The following is a 19386-nucleotide window of genomic DNA, read 5'->3' as shown; positions in this document are numbered from 1 at the left end:
CTGACGGCGCTTACTGCCAGCTCACTTCACCCTGCGGTTCATACGCATTCACATCCAGCGGTGAGTTCTGCTGGATATACTGCTTCAGCACCTCGGCATCAATAAAGCCGGTATTCACATAGCCTGGTTTGTCGTCGATATGCGGATAACCATCGCCGCCGGTGGCGTTAAAGCTCAGGGTCGCCATACGGTAGGTTTTCGCCGGATCAACCGGTTCACCCTTGATCTTCAGGTCGTTGAGCACCCCACCTTTCGCCACAAAGCTCACGTTGGCAAACTGCGGATAGGCACCGGAGTCCGGTTTCATCTGCGCCACCGCGGTGAGATAGTCGGTAACCTCTTTACCGCTCATATCGACATAGACCAGCACGTTGCCGAACGGCTGCACCTTGAGGACATCTTTATAGGTGATATCGCCGCCCTCAATGGAGTCGCGGATGCCGCCGCCGCTCATCACCGCAAAATCGGCATTGGTGCGCGCCATCTGGGCGGCCAGGATCAGATGGCCCATATTGGTCTGCACGAAGCGCACCTTGCTGCGATCGCCTTCCAGTCTGCCATTGAGCGTACCGATCTTCACATCCAGCTGCGCTTTACCTTTATTCTGGAACGGCGTCAGCAGGGAGAGCATCTGTGGGTTTTCCGCAATTTCTGGCGTATAGAGAACGCGCTCGCTCTGGCCATTATCGTAGGTCACCTTCTTCTTCAGGTTGACCGGGATGAGCTGGTAGTGAACCAGCTTCATCTCGCCGTTACGGAATTCGAAATCGGCCCGGCCCACATATTTGCCCCACTCGTGCGCCTGCACAATCCAGATCCCGTTCTGCTTATCGGGCGCGCACGGCGTGCCTGGCACATAGTCCACCTGCTTTTTATTTTCCGAGGCCATGCAGACCGGATCCTGGGAGTGACCCCCCACGATCATCGCCAGGGAGCCCGCCGGCAGGCTACGCGCCATCTCGACATCCCCTGGCGCGTTCGAGCCGTGCTCGCCATTATCGTAATGACCCATATGGGTAGTGGCGATAATCACGTCCGGCTTTTCGTTCTGCTGCAACTCCTGGATCACCAGCTTCGCTTCGTCAGCCGGCTTACGGAATTCGATATCAGTAAAATATTCCGGGTTGCCAATTTTCGCCGTGTCGTCGGTGGTCAGCCCCACCACCGCAATTTTAATATCCTGGCGTTTGAAAATGGCCCAGGGTTTAAATAAGCGCTCGCCGGTGCTTTTCTGATAAATATTGGCGGAGAGGAACGGGAATTTGGCCCACTTCTCCTGCTGGCGTAATACTTCGATGGGATTATCAAACTCATGGTTGCCCACGGCCATCGCATCGTAGCCAATCAAATTCATGCCGCGGAAATCGGGTTCAGCGTCCTGTAAATCTGATTCCGGCACGCCGGTATTAATGTCGCCGCCGGAGAGGAGCAGCACGCTGCCGCCTTTTGCCGCCACCTCTTTACGGATCCCATCCACCAGCGTTTTCTGTGCCGAAAGGCCATATTCGCCATATTCGCTGCGCCAGAAGTGGCCGTGGTGATCGTTGGTATGCAGGATGGTAATGTTATAGGTTTTATCTTTTTCCCAGGCTTGGGCCGGCAGGCTGATCAGCCCACACGCCGCAATGATTGCCAGCGCGACGCCTCGCTTCATTAACTTCATTTCTTCACTCCCTGATGCATAGACAAACGCAAAAATTACAATGAGTAATCAGAATAGACAAATATGTTTTCAGAATTGCGACTTTCCTCAAATGTCGGGGAAAGGTATGTTAGGCGGATAATAATTACATCCTGCACTTCCTATAACAATCGACGTGGTATTTATGGCAATCAGTGAATCTACTCCACCGGTGTCGGCTGCTAAAGCTCGCACCTCATTTGGTATTCTTGGCGCAATCAGTCTTTCGCATCTGCTGAACGATATGATCCAGTCGCTTATTCTGGCGATCTATCCCTTATTGCAGTCCGAGTTCTCTCTTACCTTCGTGCAGATCGGCATGATCACCCTCACCTTCCAGCTGGCGTCGTCGCTGCTACAACCGGTGGTGGGCTACTGGACGGACAAATACCCGATGCCGTGGTCGCTGCCCATTGGTATGTGCTTTACCCTGAGCGGCCTGATCCTGCTGGCGATGGCCGGGAGCTTTGAAGGGGTACTGGTGGCCGCCGCGCTGGTGGGCACCGGCTCGTCGGTATTTCACCCGGAGTCGTCCCGCGTGGCGCGTATGGCCTCCGGTGGCCGTCACGGGCTGGCGCAGTCGCTGTTCCAGGTGGGCGGTAACTTTGGTAGCTCCCTCGGCCCGCTGTTGGCCGCGGTAATTATTGCCCCCTATGGCAAAGGAAACGTGGCCTGGTTCGTGCTGGCTGCGCTGCTGGCGATTGTGGTGCTGGCGCAAATCAGCCGCTGGTACGCCGCCCAGCACCGGGTTAATAAGGGCAAACCAAAAGCGCCGGTTATCAATCCCCTTCCCCGTAACAAGGTTATTCTGGCGGTCGGCATTCTGCTGATGCTGATTTTCTCCAAATATTTCTATATGGCGAGCATCAGCAGCTATTACACCTTTTACCTGATGGAAAAATTCGGATTATCGGTACAAAACGCTCAGTTTCATCTCTTCGCCTTCCTGTTCGCCGTTGCCGCCGGGACCGTAATTGGTGGGCCACTGGGTGACAAAATCGGGCGTAAATATGTGATTTGGGGCTCTATCCTTGGCGTTGCGCCCTTCACGCTTATTTTGCCCTACGCAACCCTGTGGTGGACGGGTGTTTTAACCGTGATCATTGGTTTTATTCTTGCCTCTGCGTTTTCTGCCATTCTGGTCTATGCCCAGGAGCTGCTTCCGGGCCGTATCGGCATGGTTTCCGGGCTGTTTTTTGGTTTTGCTTTTGGCATGGGTGGCCTTGGTGCAGCGGTATTAGGCCTGATTGCAGACCATACCAGCATCTTCCTGGTCTACAAAATCTGCGCTTTCCTGCCGCTTCTCGGGATGTTGACTATATTCCTGCCTGATAACCGGCATAACGCCTGATTTATTGGCGGTCAAACTTCCGGTTTGGCCGCGCCCTCTCCTTATACCATCAGCCTTTCTTTACTTTCCTTCTGAAAATTCCCCGCCCAGGCTTCCGTTTCTCCATTATTGCTGTTTTTACCAAAATCCAATGATTATTCATAAACGTAATCATTAATTTTGTCATAAACTATTACACAGCTTTTTGGTTTCCCGACCAAAAATGGCGTCATACAGCAACGAAAGGAGACGGAATGCACCACGCCACACCGCTTATCACCACCATTGTTGGTGGACTTGTACTCGCTTTTATTCTCGGCATGATTGCCAACAAACTGCGTATTTCCCCTCTGGTGGGCTATTTATTGGCGGGCGTGTTAGCCGGACCTTTTACCCCAGGTTTTGTTGCTGATACGAAACTCGCCCCGGAGCTGGCAGAGCTTGGCGTGATCCTGCTGATGTTCGGTGTGGGTTTGCATTTCTCCCTGAAGGATTTGATGGCGGTAAAGTCCATCGCCATTCCCGGCGCGATCGCCCAGATAGCCGTGGCGACGTTGTTGGGTATGGCGCTTTCCGCGGTGCTGGGCTGGCCGCTGATGACCGGCATCGTGTTTGGGCTCTGTCTTTCTACCGCCAGTACCGTGGTACTGCTGCGCGCGCTTGAAGAGAGACAGCTGATTGACAGCCAGCGGGGGCAGATCGCCATCGGCTGGCTGATTGTTGAAGATCTGGTGATGGTCTTGACCCTGGTGCTGCTGCCTGCGGTCGCCGGCATGCTGGAAAAAGAGAACGTCGGTTTAGCCTCGCTGGCGCTGGATATGAGTATTACCATCGGTAAGGTAGTGGCGTTTATCGCCATTATGATGCTGGTGGGCCGCCGCCTGGTACCGTGGATCCTCGCCCGTAGCGCAGCGACCGGCTCGCGTGAACTGTTCACCCTCTCGGTGCTGGCCCTGGCGCTGGGCATCGCCTTTGGCGCCGTGGAGCTGTTCGATGTCTCCTTCGCGCTGGGGGCCTTCTTTGCCGGGATGGTGCTGAACGAATCGGAGCTGAGCCACCGTGCCGCCCACGATACCCTGCCCCTGCGCGACGCCTTTGCGGTGCTGTTCTTCGTCTCGGTAGGGATGCTGTTCAATCCGATGATCCTCATTGAACAGCCGCTGGCGGTGCTCGGCACGCTGGCCATCATTATCTTCGGTAAGTCACTCGCCGCTTTCTTCCTGGTGCGCATGTTCGGCCACTCGCCGCGTACCGCGCTGACTATTGCCGCCAGTCTCGCCCAGATTGGTGAATTTGCCTTTATTCTCGCCGGGCTGGGCATGGCGCTGGATCTGCTGCCGCAGGCCGGGCAAAACCTGGTGCTGGCGGGGGCGATCCTCTCAATTATGCTGAACCCGATACTGTTCGCGCTGCTGGAAAAATACCTCGATAAAACCGAAATCCTGGACGATCAGACGCTGGAAGAGGCCATTGAGGATGAGAAGCAGATCCCGGTGGATATCTGTAACCACGCCCTGCTGGTGGGTTTTGGCCGCGTCGGCAGCCTGCTGGGTGAGAAGCTGATGGCCCAGGGCATTCCGCTGGTGGTGATTGAAAACTCCCGTACCCGCGTGGATGAGTTGCGCGCACGCGGGATCCGGGCGGTGCTGGGGAATGCGGCGAACGAAGAGATCATGAATCTGGCGCATCTGGACTGCGCGCGCTGGCTGCTGCTGACCATTCCCAACGGCTATGAAGCGGGTGAGATTGTCGCCTCGGCGCGCGAAAAGTGTCCGGATATTGAAATTATTGCCCGCGCCCATTACGACGACGAGGTGGATTACATCACCGAGCGTGGCGCGAATCAGGTGGTGATGGGTGAGCGTGAAATTGCCAATACGATGCTGGCGCTGCTGGATAAGGCGCCGGTGATGGGGTAAAAAAAAAGCCTGCTGGCGCTTCGCTTAGCAGGCCTGGACGTCGCCCCGGCAAGCGCAGCGCTGCCGGGGAATGGACTTATCTGTCCCAGTAGGACTCTTCCAGACTGTCTTCCCGCTCCGGCAGGCCGCGCGTTAAGCGCGGTGAGTGCTGGTTCAACACCTGATAACTCACGCGGTTTGCGTACTTACATACCTGCGCCAGCGACGAATAGGTCAGCCAGTTAAACTTGTGTTTGCTGGAGTTCGGCACGTTGGTACGGTGGAACGCGTTGGCAGTGATATCGTGCAGCAGCGCCGCCAGCGCGCCGTCGCCTGCGCCGTTGGTGTTCATGATCTTCTCCGGGCCACCCATGTACGGGGCGATATGCGAGAAGATACGCAGCGGATTTACGCAGTCCTTATGGCGCATGGCGCGGCTGAATTCAAACTGGTTGAACTCGGCAATCGCCCCCGGCAACAGCGGATGCTGGGTCTTGCGTTTTGCCTCTTCTTCGGTGAAGCCAGCCATATACAATCCTACCGGCCCGGCGGTGCAGAGCACCAGATCGACCCAGTCCAGCGCTTTATCGGATGCCAGCAGCGGATCGCTCTCCCCGGTCAGGGCTTCGGCCTCTTCTTCGTTCATCGCCAGAATCGAGACGTGCTCCTTCAGGAACGCCTGCCACCACTCCGGGTTATCGGCGATGACAAATTTGGTGCCCAGGGTAAGGACCACCGGCACGTTGTATTTCTTCGCGTATTCCACGGCCTTCATGGTCGCTTCCGGCATCGGCTCACCGGGCTTGCAGCGCACCAGATAGGAGGTCAGCACCAGTGCCGATGCCCCGGCGATCACCTCTTCAGGAATGCTGTCGGCGCGCAGCTGGTTCATATGGCCAGGGCTGATGGCGAAGGTCCGCTCGCCGGATTCACCGATCAGCGTAAAACAGCGGCCAATCGCCCCGTCCACCCCTTGCAGGTAGTTCAGATCGGTCCGGCTGGAGGTGTTGCAGAGATAACGGTAGGCGTAACTGCCGATTTCGACATTGCTGCACATCACGCCCAGCAGTACGGAGCGGTCGTCCGCCAGCACGGAGTAGTTGTGCATGGTATTGCCGATGGTCCCCCCGGCAAACTGATGGGTGATCAGGTTATCCCGCACCAGCTCCTGATAGAGCGCTTCCGCTACGTCGTCTTCAATCACCAGAGAGTGCCCGGCGCTCAGGCCGTAACGTTCGACAAACGCATCGTCCACTTTAGCTTCAATATCTACCAGCGTCTGGTCGATACCCACCACCCAGGCAGCACTGGACTCATTTTCCGGCTGAATTTGCTGCAGCAGCGGATCGCGGGCGTTAACGGGAAAGTAGTGTTTGGATTTACGTTTACCGGGAAATTTCATGTTCTGAGCTATGAGTGACGGATGGGCCGGGAATGGTAGCACAAACCCGGCGCAGAGTGCGATCAGCGGCTGCGGGTCACCAGTGATGCCATCATCTCGATGTGCTCAGGATTGTCGTTAAGGGCCGGAATATACTCGTACTTCGTCCCGCCCGCTTCGAGGAAGAACTCCCGGTTTTGCACCGCGATCTCTTCCAGGGTTTCCAGACAGTCTGACGCAAAGCCCGGCGACATCACCTGGATATGCTTCACCCCCTTCTCACCCAGCATTTTGAGGGTCTCATCGGTATAAGGGGTCAGCCACGGCTCGCGGCCAAAGCGCGACTGGAAGGTCATCATCACCTTCTCGGGCGGCAGGCCGAGGGCGGATACCAGCTCACGGGTGGTATCGCGGCAGCGCTGCGGATAGTCGTCCCCTTCGTTGGCGAATCGCTGCGGGATGCCGTGATAGGAGAGCAGCAGCAGATCCGGCTCGCCGTGTTTCTCAAACGACGCGCGGGCGCTGCTGGCAAGGGCGTTGATATAGAGCTCGTTATCCGCGTAGTCGCGAATAAAGGTCACGCCGGGTATGCGACGACGGGTTGCCAGAATGCGCGCCAGCTCATCCCAGACGGCTGCCACAGTGGAGCAGGAATACTGCGGATAGAGCGTCAGCACCACAATGTGCTCAACGCCCTGCGCCAGCAGTTCATCGACGGCGCTTTTCAAGGAAGGTTTGCCGTAGCTCATGCCCAGCGCCACCGGCATATCCGGCAGACGGGCGGCCAGCGCCTTCTCCTGACGACGGCTGTAGACCATCAGCGGTGAGCCCTCTTCCATCCAGACGGACTGATAGAGCTTTGCCACGCGCGGCGAACGGATCGGCAGAATCACGCCGCGCAGCAAAGGCCACCACAGCAGGCGTGGGGTATCCACAACGCGCGTATCGCTTAAAAATTGTCGCAGGTAGCGTTTTACCGCCGCTGGAGTAGGTGCTTCGGGGGTTCCCAGATTGGCAAGCAGGATGCCGGTTTTCGCCTGACTCATTCACGCCTCATAACCTTTTAACAGGCTGATAAGTGTATCTGAAAAGTGCGTAAACGGAACCAATTGCAGCAAAAGGTAAAATGAGAATTTTTCTCACCCGGGGTCCCGGGTGAGAACCACGTTAAGTGGTGGTGCGATTAGCCGAGGATCTTTTCCAGCTCTGCACGAACGTCAGCGACAGGCTTAGTACCGTCGACTTTTGCGTATTTGGTGTTACCCGCCTGCGCTTCTTTAGAGTAGTAGCCGATCAGCGGCGCGGTCATCTGATGGTATTCCACCAGGCGCTTACGCACGGTCTCTTCCTGATCGTCTTTACGAGTGGTCAGCTCTTCGCCGGTCACGTCGTCTTTGCCTTCCACCTGCGGCGGATTGAACTTAACGTGGTAAACGCGGCCGGAAGCGGCGTGTACGCGACGACCGATGATACGGTCAACGATCAGTTCGTCCGGTACGTCGAACTCCAGCACGTAGTCTACGTTGATGCCCGCGTCTTTCATGGCATCCGCCTGCGGAATGGTACGTGGGAAGCCGTCCAGCAGGAAACCGTTACGGCAATCTTCCTGAGAAATGCGTTCTTTAACCAGAGCGATAACCAGCTCGTCGGTCACCAGTTTGCCGGCGTCCATAATGTCTTTCGCCTGTTTACCCAGCTCGGAGCCAGATTTAACAGCGGCACGCAGCATGTCACCCGTAGAGATTTGCGGAATACCGTATTTCTCCATGATGAACTGAGCCTGAGTTCCTTTACCCGCGCCCGGAGCGCCAAGCAGAATAATACGCATTGCGAAAATCCCCTCAAAAGTCGATTCAATTTTTCAAAAAGCGCTAAACAATACCACCAGAACGGGTATCGCTCAAGAAAGGCGGGCAGGCTGAAACGGTTAATGAGGGGAATTTATTAGTGGGTGCAGGCAGATAACCTGCACCCTTATCCTCTCTTCAGCGAAGAGAGGGAAGTGATTTACGCCAGCAGCAACGCATTCACGCGTTTGATGAACTGGTTTGGATCTTCCAGCGTGCCGCGTTCAGCCAGCAGGGACTGATCCAGCAGCAGTTCAACCCACTCGGCGAAGCGGGCTTCATCCTGGGTCTCGGCTGCACGTTTCACCAGCGCGTGGTCCGGGTTCAGTTCAAAGATGTATTTCACCTCCGGCACTGCCTGACCCGCAGCGGCGAACAGCTTCGCCATCTGGGTGCTCATCTCGTCAGCATCAGTGGTGACGATGGCAGGGGTATCGGTCAGACGGTGGGTGAAACGCACCTCTTTCACGCGATCGCCCAGATGGGTTTTCACGCGCTCAACAAACGGCTCCAGCGCTTTTTCCGCCTCTTTCGCGGTATCGTCCACTTCATCTGCCAGCTTGTCGATGGACTCATCGGCTTTGGCAACGGACTGGAACGCTTTGCCGCTGAACTCGGTCAGGTAGTTCATCATCCACTCATCGATGCGATCGGAAAGCAGCAGCACTTCGATGCCTTTCTTACGCAGCAGCTCCAGGTGCGGGCTGCTCTTCGCCGCGGCATAGCTGTCGGCGGTGATGTAGTAGATCTTCTCCTGCCCTTCTTTCATGCGGGAGATGTACTCTTCCAGCGACACATTCTGCTCGGAAGAGTCGTTGTGTGTGGAGGCGAAGCGCAGCAGTTTGGCAATGGCTTCAACGTTAGACGGATCTTCCGCCGGGCCCTCTTTCAGCACCAGGCCGAACTGTTTCCAGAAAGTCTGGTATTTTTCGGCGTCGTCTTTCGCCAGCTTATCCAGCATCTGCAGCGCACGCTTGCTCAGCGCGGTGCGCAGATTACGGGTGACGGTGCTGTCCTGCAGGATCTCACGGGAGACGTTCAGCGGCAGATCGTTGGAGTCAATCAGGCCGCGCACAAAGCGCAGGTAGTTCGGCATGAACTGTTCAGCTTCATCCATGATGAACACGCGCTGCACGTACAGCTTCAGGCCGTGCTTGTGATCGCGGTTCCACATATCCCACGGTGCCTGCGCCGGGATGTAGAGCAGGCTGGTGTACTCCTGCTTCCCTTCCACGCGGTTGTGGCTCCAGGTCAGCGGATCGGTAAAGTCGTGGGCGATGTGCTTGTAGAATTCGTTGTATTCGTCGTCTTTGATTTCAGACTTGTTACGCGTCCACAGCGCCTGCGCTTTGTTGATCTTCTCCCAGGAGATGACGGTTTCGCCATCTTTCTCTTCCTGTTTTTCGATCTCTACCGGCAGGGCGATATGGTCAGAATATTTGCTGATGATGGAGCGTACGCGCCAGTCGTTGAGGAAATCGTCCTCCCCTTCGCGCAGGTGCAGGGTGATCTCGGTGCCGCGATCGGCTTTGGTGATGTCGGCAACGGTGTATTCACCTTCGCCGTGGGATTCCCAGAATACGCCGCTTTCAGCGCTTTCGCCTGCCGCACGCGTGCGCACGGTAACTTTATCCGCCACGATGAAGGCGGAATAGAAGCCCACACCGAACTGGCCGATCAGCTGGCTGTCTTTGGCCTGATCGGAACCCATCGACTGCAGGAACGCTTTGGTGCCGGATTTGGCGATGGTGCCGAGATGGTCAATGGCTTCATCACGGGTCATACCGATGCCGTTGTCGGCGATGGTCAGGGTGCGGTTCTCTTTATCAAATGAGACGCGCACGCGCAGTTCGCCGTCACCTTCATACAGCTCTGGCTTCGAGAGCGCACGAAAACGCAGCTTGTCTGCCGCATCAGAGGCGTTAGAGATAAGCTCGCGCAGGAAAATTTCTTTATTGGAATAAAGAGAATGGATCATCAGGTGCAGAAGCTGTTTTACCTCTGACTGGAAACCACGGGTTTCTTGTCCTTTCATACTAAGTCGACCTCAACAATGCCATTTAATGGGGTTTAAAAGCGTTGAGGGAGAGATGGGGCCAGGGGAGAATTTTTTCAAGCGGAGGCCACGACTGCAGCCTCCGTTTGGTCAGAAATTAATCTTGTGACGACCTGCCAGAGAGTGGGACAGCGTGGTGCCATCGACCATTTCCAGCTCGCCGCCAACCGGCACGCCGTGGGCAATTCGACTGGCATCAACGCCCGACTCCGCACACAGCTCGGCGATATAGTTGGCTGTCGCCTCCCCTTCCACCGTTGGGTTGGTGGCGAGGATCACCTCGTTGATCGTTTCCGATTTCAGGCGCTGTTCAAGACGGTCCAGGCCGATATCATCCGGACCAATGCCGTCCAGCGGCGAGAGATGCCCCATCAGCACAAAATAGCGGCCGGAAAACTGCCCGGTCTGCTCGATGGCATAGATGTCCGCAGGACTCTCCACCACGCAGATCTGACCATTTTCCTGACGACGCGGATTGGCGCAGATGTTACACACCTCCTGCTCGGTAAAGGTGCGGCAGTCGGCACAGTGGCCAATTTCTGACATGGCGCGGGTCAGGGCCTGCGCCAGACGCATGCCGCCGCTACGATCGCGTTGCAGCAGGGTAAACGCCATGCGCTGCGCCGACTTCGGGCCTACGCCCGGCAGGCAGCGTAGCGCTTCCATTAACTGCGTAAGCAGCGGACTGGTTTGCATCAGAATGGCATCTTAAAGCCCGGTGGCAGCTGCATTCCGGAGGATACAGAGGCCATTTTTTCTTTCTGAGTTTCGTCGATACGGCGCGCAGCATCGTTAAACGCAGCGGCGACCAGATCTTCCAGCATCTCTTTGTCGTCTTCGAGCAGGCTTGGGTCGATCTCCACGCGACGGCAGTTGTGTGCGCCGTTGATGGTCACTTTGACCAGACCTGCGCCCGATTCGCCAGTGACTTCCATCTGTGCGATCTCTTCCTGCATCTTCTGCATTTTTTCCTGCATCTGCTGGGCCTGCTTCATCAGACCACCCAGACCGCCTTTACCACCAAACATAGGCTTCTCTCTTCTTTCACGTTAAAGATAACAACCGTAAGTCAGACTCACGATCAAATGGGTCGAATACTCTCTTCATCCAGTTCTGCATCGAAGTAACGCTGCAGGGTCTGAATGTTATTATCCGCGATAATCGCCTCACGCGCCTGCGCGAGCTTCTCTTCATAAATGGCCTGACGCCACTCCAGCGGGGTACGGACCGCCGGATTATCATCTTCAATGATAGTCAATTCAACCGGCGCGCCCTGTAATGTGGAGAGCGCCTCACTCAGCACCTGCTGCGCGCTCGCCGAGTTCAGGTGACGCTGGCCCGGACGCAGATGCAGGCAGATGCGGTTGCCCTCCTGCTCACGCCAGGCGTTGAGCGCGACCTGCTCCACCAGCTTCGGCAGCTTCAGTTTACTGACCTCTGCTGCCCAGGCATCGCGCACAAGCGACTCTTCCGCAAGCTTCGCGGAGAGCTCCGGCGTTTTCTCATGCTCCAGCGCCTTTTTCAGCGCCTTCGGCGTGGCAATCTCCACCTTCACCTCTTCGGTGACGGTGGTGGCTTTCCAGCGATAGGCTTCTTGCTTAACCGGCGCCTTAGGCTCAGAAGTGACCGATGCCGAACGCGACTGGACACGATCCGTGACCGAAGCCAGACGTTCAAGCGCGGCGTTATTTACCGGCCGCGCTCTTGCAGGCGCTGCCGGTTCACTCTTTTTTGGTCTGGGTGCTCCCTGCGCGCGCTGTAGCTGGCTGCGGGCAGCAAGCACCGAACTGGTGGCGTCCGACAGCGGCACATTTTGCGGCGATGGCGCTGCCGGCTGTACAGGCACCTGCTGCGGTGACATAACCGCCGTCGGCGCGGCCGGTGCGAAAGACTGTGGCTGCACCTCGGGTTCCGGCAACGGCATGCGCGGATGGAACGCCAGCGCGCGCAGCAGGGTCATCTCAACCCCCATACGTCTGTCGGGCGCGAACGGCAGTTCCTTACGACCAATTAACAGGGTTTGGTAGTAAAGCTGTACATCCGTTGGCGGAATGGTGCGGGCCAGCTCGCGCATCCGCTGTTCAATGGCCGCCATATCCGGGCCCAGCGCCGCCGGGGAGAGCTGCACCATCGCGATCCGGTGCAGCAGGCTGAGCATCTCTACCAGCAGGGCTTCCCACTCCACGCCGCGTGAGGCTGAGGCGTTGACCAGCTCCATCACCCGCTCGCCGTTGGCCTCGACAACCGCTTCAATCAGCGACAGCGCCTGATCGTCATCCAGCGTGCCGAGCATGGTGCTCACCGCCTGGGTCGTCAGCTTGCCTTCGCCGCTGGCAATCGCCTGATCGGTGAGGCTGAGCGCATCGCGCAGGCTGCCATCTGCGGCACGCGCCAGCAGCTGCAGCGCCCGCGGTTCATGGGCAACCTGCTCTTCGTTCAGGATGTATTCGAGCCGATCGCGGATCTGCGTGACGTCCAGCGCCTTCAGATGGAACTGCAGACAGCGGGACAAGATAGTGACCGGCAGCTTTTGCGGATCGGTGGTCGCCAGCAGGAATTTAACGTGTGCAGGCGGTTCTTCCAGCGTTTTCAGCAGGGCGTTAAAGCTGTGGCGCGACAGCATGTGCACTTCATCGATCAGATAGACCTTGAAGCGGCCACGCGCCGGGGCGTACTGGACGTTATCCAGCAGATCGCGGGTATCTTCGACTTTGGTGCGCGATGCGGCATCGATCTCAATCAGATCGACAAAGCGCCCCTGCTCGATTTCACGGCAGTTATCACACACGCCGCACGGCGTGGCGGTGATCCCGGTTTCGCAGTTAAGGCCTTTCGCCAGCAAACGGGCAATAGAGGTTTTACCGACGCCACGGGTGCCGGAAAAAAGCCAGGCGTGGTGGATACGTCCTAGCGATAAGCTGTTCGCCAGGGCGGTCAGCACATGTTCCTGGCCGACAACGTCAGCAAAGGTTTGGGGTCGCCATTTACGGGCTAACACCTGATAACTCATGGGCAGGCTCTGCAACGCTGGAAGGTGGATATTCAGGGGGGTAATGCTAACACAACCTCACCCGTTGGGCGAGGTTGCGGGCGGGAGGATTAATGTCCCGGGAATGGCACGAGGCTGTAGCTGGTGATGCCCTGTTTTTCGAGGCGCTGTTCACCGCCCAGATCGAACAGGTTGATGATAAAGGCCGCATCGGTCACTTCGCCACCCAGGCGACGGATCAGCTTCACGGTCGCTTCAATGGTGCCGCCGGTGGCCAGCAGATCGTCAACCACCAGCACTTTGTCGCCTGGCTTTATCGCATCAACGTGGATCTCAAGCTGGTCGGTGCCGTACTCCAGTTCGTAGCTCTCGGCGATGGTTTCGCGAGGCAGTTTACGCGGTTTACGCACCGGTACAAAACCCACGCCCATTGCCAGCGCAACCGGGGCGCCAAAGAGGAAACCACGGGCCTCGGTGCCTACAACTTTGGTGATCCCAGCGTTCTTATAACGCTCAACCAGCAGTTCAATGCTGAGCGCGTACGCTTTTGGGTCTTCCAGCAAGCTGGTGACATCACGGAAAAGAATGCCAGGCTTTGGATAATCCTGGATGCTTTTGATGCTGTTTTTAAGAAATTCAAGCTGCTGCGCAGTTGCGGTCATAAATGGATGCCTGATGAAAACGGTGTTACTCACGGAGCGGATAAAGGGTTGGTCAAAGTAACAATTGTTTAACCTTTAACCAGGCCCGCCCGTGCTCGAAAACGGTCGAATTTACTGGCTGCGCACAAGAAATGCAACAGCCAGTCTGATGATTATTGCTTTTCATCAACAACGGGGATCCGCCACATGAAAATGAGCAGGCAGGTGAGGATCGCCAGCAGCAGGATCCGTACCCACATCATTTTGACCAGCCATAATGAAATGGCGAAGGTCACCAGGATCAGCGCAATGGCCCGCGGCTTAGCCCCGGGCGGCATTGCACGGTACTGTTGCCAGTGACGCAGATAGCCGCCAAACCATGAGCGGTAGAGCAGCCAGTGGTGAAAACGCGGCGAGGAGCGGGCGAAGCACCACGCCGCCAGCAATATAAAAGGGGTAGTCGGCAGCAGGGGTAAAACGACACCCAGCGTGCCGAGCACTACCGCAAGCCAGCCAATGATGATTAGAATAGTACGCTGCATAATGCGAATCGGTATCAAACTGAACGGCTACTGTACCACTGGAGTGCGGATTGAAAACAGCCTTGCTTTTACAAACGTTGCAAAATCAGCTGTCGGCCCTGCGCATGCAGGCCGCACCGCTGATGCAGCACGCCACGCTGAAGCCGCGCTTTGACCGGCAACTGTTTCGCACCCGCAGCACGGTGATGAATGCCTATCTGGATGAAGCCCAGCACAACCTGGATGAGCTGCGTCACTCCGTGGAAAAGGGGCAATCTGAGCAGGTGGCCTGGCTCGCCGGTCATCTGGCGGAACAGATTGCCGCCCTGCATCGGGAGATTGCCGCCTGGCCGCTACGCGTCTGGGACAGTTCCTCTGCCGGCACCACAAAATGGCAGCGCAAGCGTCTGGAACACCAGGAGTTTGAACGTCGGCTATGTGAAATGAAAAAGGCGCGCGCGGCGCGGCTGAATCAGGCCGAAACGCTGGAAGAACAGCAGATGCTGATGCGCGAAATCACCGCCCTGGAAGGACGGCTTGAACGCTGTCGTAAGGCACTGGATGATATTGAACGCGTTATCGCGCGTCTGACCCGTTAACAGGAGTAGTGTGTGTCACTGGAAAATGCCCCCGACGAAGTCAAGCTGGCCGTCGACCTGATCATGTTGCTGGAGAACCATGGCATCCCCACTGAAACAGTGCTGAAAGCGCTGGAGATTGTGAAGCGGGATTTTGAAGGGAAATTGCCCTCCCCCCTGCCCTCTCCCTGAAAGGGAGAAGGCGAGAGCGAGGGGGCACATCACGCCGGGGTTGGATCGTCACCCTTAATGTCACGTTTCACTTCAGTGTGCTCGTCGCCCTTTTCATTGCGCAGATGCACTTCCAGCTGGTTAAAGGCGATATTGATGTTGTTCTCGCGGCACATACGTTCGATGGTGCGGTTCAGTTCATCCACCGTATAGCTGCGATCGCGCAGTTCACGCACGTACAGACGCAGCTCATGATCTAACGTGCTCGGCCCGAAGGTCGTAAAGAAGACGGCTGGCTCCGGATCGTGCATCACTTTTGGATGATCCATCGCCGCTTTCAGCAGGACGTTTTTCACCATCTCCAGATCGGAACCGTAGGCCACGCCAATGCGGATCACCACGCGGGTGATGGTGTCCGACAGCGACCAGTTGATCAACCGCTCGGTGACGAACGCTTTGTTCGGGATGATCACCTCTTTGCGATCGAAATCAGTGATGGTGGTCGCGCGGATACGGATCTTGCTGACGGTGCCCGAGAAGGTACCGATGGTGACGGTATCGCCGATACGCACCGGACGTTCGAACAGAATAATCAGGCCGGAGACGAAGTTACCGAAGATCTCCTGCAAACCGAAACCAAGGCCCACCGACAACGCCGCCGCCAGCCACTGCAGTTTGTCCCACGACACCCCGAGCGAACCGAAGACGGTCATGGCGCCCACCACCAGAATCACATAGTTCAGGATGGTGGTAATGGCGTAGGAGGCCCCCTGACGCATATTCAGGCGCGAGAGGATCAGTACCTCCAGCAGGCCGGGTAAGTTGCGGATCAAGGCCCATGCCACCACCGACGAGACCAGTGCAAACAGCAGGCTGCCCATAGTGACATTTTTCATCACCGCCGCACCCGCTTCGGTGCCGCTGTAGTGCCACAGCGTAATGCTGTCGAGATAGGCAAAGACGGTGATTAAATCAGACCAGATCGCCCAGAACATCACGCCGAACAGGGCTATCATCACCAGCATGGTGATACGCAGCGTTTGCTGGTTAACCTGCTCCAGGGCAATGGTCGGCTCTTCCTGCGGTTCAGCGCCTTCGGCCCCCTCCTTCACCATATTCTGCCGACGCGCCAGCGCGCGGCGATAGGCAATACGGCGGGCGGCAACGCTCAGCCCGCGCAGCACGGTCTGATAGAGCAGGTTCCAGAAGATCACCAGATAGACGGTTTCAATCCAGCGACCTGACAGACGCAGGGTGGTATAGAAATAGCCGGTGGCCGTCAGCACCATCAGGGCGATAGGAATAATAGAGAGTACGGTGACCGTCACCAGACGAATGGTATGCGACTCTTTGTCACGCCAGCTGTCACGGAATATCGGCCACATCAGGACGCTGATCAGCAGCAGATTAAGCAGGATAACGAACTGCCCCAGCACATCATCCATCAGATGGAGCGGAGAGAGCTCCGCCACCACCGACCAGAAGTGCAGCGGCAACAGCGCCAGGCTGATGCGCACAATCTGGCGGCGCCAGTGGCTGGTCAGTTGCGCAGGCATATTAAAGTGGCTCACCGCCACGCCATCCTTCTCCAGCACTTTCCAGCACAGGCCAAAGACCAGCCAGAACAGCGCCAGCTTTTTGCTGAAGGCCCACAGCAGATCGCTGATATTGAGCTGCATCGTGAACAGGATCAGGCCGGCGGCGAGGATCAGCAGACAGACCGGCAGGGCGCGGATCAGATCGATAAGAATCGCTTTTGGGGTATGAAGCTGGCTGTCATTACGCAACTGCCCCACTTCCTGCGCCAGCTTCGCCTGATACTTTTTCAGCCAGCCAAGACGCCAGCGAATGAGGCCGGCAATCAACAACAGCGGCAGACCCGCCAGGAAAGCAAACGCCACCGCAGGGCCTGCTTTTTCCCAGTTAACAGAGATTTTCATCCCCTTAATCTGATCTTTCAGCATGCCCGGGAAGGATTTGATCCAGTCCCAGTCCATCGGTTTATTGCTGTTCACCCAGAAGATTTGCTGGGTGAGGATCTCCTGCAGACTTTTGGATACGCTCACCAGTTGCTGCTGGTTGATCTGCAGGTTAATGGCCATCATGAGCTGATTACCCAGCTGTTTATTCATCTGGTCAAGCAGTTCGCGGCGCATATCCACCACCTGCAACAGCGCATCGTGAACCTCTCCATTGACCTCGCTCTTGTGCCCCTCTTCCAGCTTCGCCACGAAGGCATCGCTCTGGAACAGGGCATCGCGCTGTTGGTTGACCTCAAACTGCTCCAGGCGCAGATCCGCAATGCGGTTGGTCATGTCCTCCAGCTCATCGGCAGAAGGTAAAGTCTGCTGCTGCTGATAAAGGATACGCGACAGCAGCAGGCTGCCTTTCAGGACGGCAATCTGCTCTTTAATATTGCGTTCGGACTGTAGGGCGCGATCCAGCCAGTTTTTCACTTTAATGTTCTGCTGAACCAGGGTGTTGCCGTTTTCAGTAGCTTTAATCAGGCGCTGGCTGAGCTGGTGGTTAACGTCCAGCTCTTGCTTCACCAGCGGATTTTCCTGGATACGCGCGGTTTCATCCGGGTTTACCGCTTCCTGAGCCGTTTTCTCCGTCAGGGTCAGTCGCTTGCTGTTGACCGCCTCCTGCAGCAGCTGCAGCTGGTGCTCCAGACGGTTGATGTTCGCGGTGACGTAGTCGCGCTGTTTTTGCAGGGTATCCTGCAGGACGGTATTGCCTTCCAGGCTCTTGCGCTGCTGTTCGATCTGGGCATTCAGCAGAAGCTGCTGCGTCATGAGCAACGTTTGCTGCGTGGGGCGTAACGCCGCCTCGCCCACCGTGGTGCCGTTCAGGCGATTGCGGATCTGCTGCAGCTCCTGAGAGGCGGCATACATTGCATTCTGTACGCGCTCCGGCTGAGTTTGCAGGGAAACCAGCTGGCTGTTGTAGGTTGAGAGATCGCTCTGGGCGGTTTGTAGGTCGTCGAGCAACTGCGATACGCGCAGTTCCAGCTGGCGTAATGAGAGCGTGGCCAGCGTTTTGCGGGTTTCTTCATCATTGTCCACATCACTTAGCGCATTCAGGCTTTCGGTCGCCTTACGCATCGCTTCCGGCGCCTGGGCCACTTTCTGGCGTAACTGTGTGGTTTCGGCCTTGATCCGCTCAAGCTTATCAATAGTCTCGAGGGTTTCCGTCAGGTCTTTTTGTACCAGCTTGTCCTGCGGAGTGAGCTCTTTTTGTTTGTTCAGGACATCAAGCTGGCTCTGAATATCTGCCCGGGTTGGCGTATCACTGGTGTTATCACCACGTGCAAACGCAACCGGGGAAGCCAGTAAGGCAAAAAAGAGAAGCAAAATAAAGGCAAAAACAGGATGCGATTGGCGTGTGTAGTGCGACATAGTAGTGTGTAATTTGTGTGATGAATGACCGGGATGACCGGCGTGAAGAATATCACGGCCGTCGAAAGCAAAATAGCGTGAACTGATGGCTCCCGGATAATTCCTGGGCGTCAGGCCAGGAGCGGCTCAGGCTGCGCCCGTAGCGTGGGACAGAGCTGGTACATCTCCAGCAGGATCGCGACATAATCACGGGCTTCACGTTGCAGATCAAAAGACTGGGGAGCAAACAGCCAGTTTTCCATAATGCCGGAAATATAACTGCGCATCAGAATGGCGGCGCGACGGGTCAGCAGATTAGCCGGGAGCATGTTGGCTTTAATACAGTGCGTCAGGGTTTGTTCGATTCGGTCGTAACTGGCCAGACAGAGGCTGCGCTGCGCCTGCTGCACCACCGCCATCTCCCCAACAAATTCACATTTATGGAAGATGATCTCCATCATCAGACGGCGTCGCTCTTCTATAACCGTCGCCTCAAGGATATAGACCAGAATCTCTCTTAAAACTGAGAGTGGATCGCCAGGGAATTTTGCCCGATACTCAGTCTCAAGATCCCCAATACTGGATTCTGACAGCTCCCAAATTTCGCCAAATAAATCTGACTTATTTTTGAAATGCCAGTAAATCGCTCCCCGGGTAACCCCAGCCGCCTGAGCAATCTGAGCCAGAGAGGTGGAGGAGACCCCCTGTTGCGAAAACAAGCGTAAAGCGACATCAAGGATGTGTTGGCGTGTTGCAAGTGCTTGTTGTTTGGTTTTTCGTGCCATGCGCAGGTGAATTTACAGGAGCCAGATTTACATACATTTATGAATGTATGTACCATAGCACGACGATAATATAAACGCAGCAATGGGTTTGTGGACGCTTGATCCATTGATCAATTTGAAATCGGAAACTC

16 protein-coding genes and 1 other annotated feature are annotated in these 19386 nt (G+C 56.4%); of the genes, 4 read left to right on the top strand and 12 right to left on the bottom strand.

Features of this window, described 5'->3' with window-relative positions:
* Positions 1 to 10: 10 nt before the first annotated feature.
* Positions 11 to 1663, bottom strand: coding sequence for a bifunctional UDP-sugar hydrolase/5'-nucleotidase UshA (gene ushA / locus GNG29_RS05440; protein ID WP_103178519.1), 1653 nt, complete (start codon positions 1661 to 1663; stop codon positions 11 to 13).
* A 163-nt stretch (positions 1664 to 1826) separates the two neighbouring features.
* On the opposite strand from ushA, the gene GNG29_RS05435 reads away from it, so the two are divergent.
* Both GNG29_RS05435 and ybaL read left to right on the top strand, forming a co-directional pair.
* Positions 1827 to 3032, top strand: a complete 1206-nt coding sequence (locus GNG29_RS05435) for an MFS transporter (protein WP_156654010.1) — start codon at positions 1827 to 1829, stop codon at positions 3030 to 3032.
* Between the two features lie 233 nt (positions 3033 to 3265).
* A complete protein-coding gene (ybaL, locus tag GNG29_RS05430) occupies positions 3266 to 4930 on the top strand; it encodes a YbaL family putative K(+) efflux transporter (RefSeq protein ID WP_156654009.1) in 1665 nt (554 codons plus the stop codon).
* A 76-nt stretch (positions 4931 to 5006) separates the two neighbouring features.
* Here ybaL and GNG29_RS05425 read toward each other — a convergent pair whose 3' ends face one another.
* The 9 genes from GNG29_RS05425 to GNG29_RS05385 all read right to left on the bottom strand — a co-directional run bounded on the left by GNG29_RS05425 (position 5007) and on the right by GNG29_RS05385 (position 14365).
* Complete coding sequence (locus GNG29_RS05425; protein WP_103178516.1) at positions 5007 to 6311, bottom strand: inosine/guanosine kinase; 1305 nt, start codon at positions 6309 to 6311, stop codon at positions 5007 to 5009.
* A gap of 62 nt (positions 6312 to 6373) precedes the next feature.
* The gene (hemH, locus tag GNG29_RS05420) at positions 6374 to 7336 is read right to left on the bottom strand and encodes a ferrochelatase (protein ID WP_103178515.1); all 963 of its coding nucleotides are present in this window, start codon (positions 7334 to 7336) and stop codon (positions 6374 to 6376) included.
* Positions 7337 to 7473: 137 nt separating this feature from the next.
* Positions 7474 to 8118 carry an adenylate kinase gene (gene adk, locus GNG29_RS05415; protein WP_103178514.1) on the bottom strand — a complete coding sequence of 215 codons (645 nt, stop codon included), beginning with the start codon at positions 8116 to 8118 and terminating at the stop codon, positions 7474 to 7476.
* A 179-nt stretch (positions 8119 to 8297) separates the two neighbouring features.
* Complete coding sequence (gene htpG, locus GNG29_RS05410) at positions 8298 to 10172, bottom strand: molecular chaperone HtpG (RefSeq protein WP_103178513.1); 1875 nt, start codon at positions 10170 to 10172, stop codon at positions 8298 to 8300.
* A 111-nt stretch (positions 10173 to 10283) separates the two neighbouring features.
* Positions 10284 to 10889, bottom strand: a complete 606-nt coding sequence (gene recR / locus GNG29_RS05405) for a recombination mediator RecR (RefSeq protein WP_103178512.1) — start codon at positions 10887 to 10889, stop codon at positions 10284 to 10286.
* Complete coding sequence (locus tag GNG29_RS05400) at positions 10889 to 11221, bottom strand: YbaB/EbfC family nucleoid-associated protein (protein WP_014882811.1); 333 nt, start codon at positions 11219 to 11221, stop codon at positions 10889 to 10891. The genes recR and GNG29_RS05400 overlap by 1 nt, the downstream gene beginning before the upstream one ends.
* 53 nt (positions 11222 to 11274) lie before the next feature.
* Complete coding sequence (gene dnaX, locus GNG29_RS05395; protein ID WP_103178511.1) at positions 11275 to 13203, bottom strand: DNA polymerase III subunit gamma/tau; 1929 nt, start codon at positions 13201 to 13203, stop codon at positions 11275 to 11277.
* Positions 11881 to 11945, bottom strand: a sequence feature (DnaX frameshifting element). It overlaps the preceding gene by 65 nt.
* Positions 13204 to 13292: 89 nt before the next feature.
* Complete coding sequence (gene apt / locus GNG29_RS05390) at positions 13293 to 13844, bottom strand: adenine phosphoribosyltransferase (RefSeq protein WP_010428187.1); 552 nt, start codon at positions 13842 to 13844, stop codon at positions 13293 to 13295.
* A 152-nt stretch (positions 13845 to 13996) separates the two neighbouring features.
* The gene (locus tag GNG29_RS05385) at positions 13997 to 14365 is read right to left on the bottom strand and encodes a DUF454 family protein (RefSeq protein ID WP_103178510.1); all 369 of its coding nucleotides are present in this window, start codon (positions 14363 to 14365) and stop codon (positions 13997 to 13999) included.
* Between the two features lie 50 nt (positions 14366 to 14415).
* Here GNG29_RS05385 and priC point away from each other — a divergent pair, with 50 nt between their 5' ends.
* A complete protein-coding gene (gene priC, locus GNG29_RS05380; RefSeq protein WP_156654008.1) occupies positions 14416 to 14943 on the top strand; it encodes a primosomal replication protein N'' in 528 nt (175 codons plus the stop codon).
* Positions 14944 to 14955: 12 nt separating this feature from the next.
* A complete protein-coding gene (rsmS, locus tag GNG29_RS05375) occupies positions 14956 to 15114 on the top strand; it encodes a pleiotropic regulatory protein RsmS (RefSeq protein ID WP_103178508.1) in 159 nt (52 codons plus the stop codon).
* Between the two features lie 29 nt (positions 15115 to 15143).
* Here the strand turns inward: rsmS and mscK are convergent, their stop codons facing one another.
* Together mscK and acrR are read right to left on the bottom strand one after the other, a co-directional pair.
* A complete protein-coding gene (mscK, locus tag GNG29_RS05370) occupies positions 15144 to 18491 on the bottom strand; it encodes a mechanosensitive channel MscK (RefSeq protein ID WP_103178507.1) in 3348 nt (1115 codons plus the stop codon).
* A gap of 110 nt (positions 18492 to 18601) precedes the next feature.
* Positions 18602 to 19255 carry a multidrug efflux transporter transcriptional repressor AcrR gene (gene acrR / locus GNG29_RS05365; RefSeq protein ID WP_103178506.1) on the bottom strand — a complete coding sequence of 218 codons (654 nt, stop codon included), beginning with the start codon at positions 19253 to 19255 and terminating at the stop codon, positions 18602 to 18604.
* Positions 19256 to 19386: the final 131 nt, after the last annotated feature.

This window comes from Leclercia sp. Colony189, from assembly GCF_009740165.1.
Classification (GTDB): domain Bacteria; phylum Pseudomonadota; class Gammaproteobacteria; order Enterobacterales; family Enterobacteriaceae; genus Enterobacter.
This window is presented reverse-complemented; position numbering and strand designations above follow the sequence as displayed.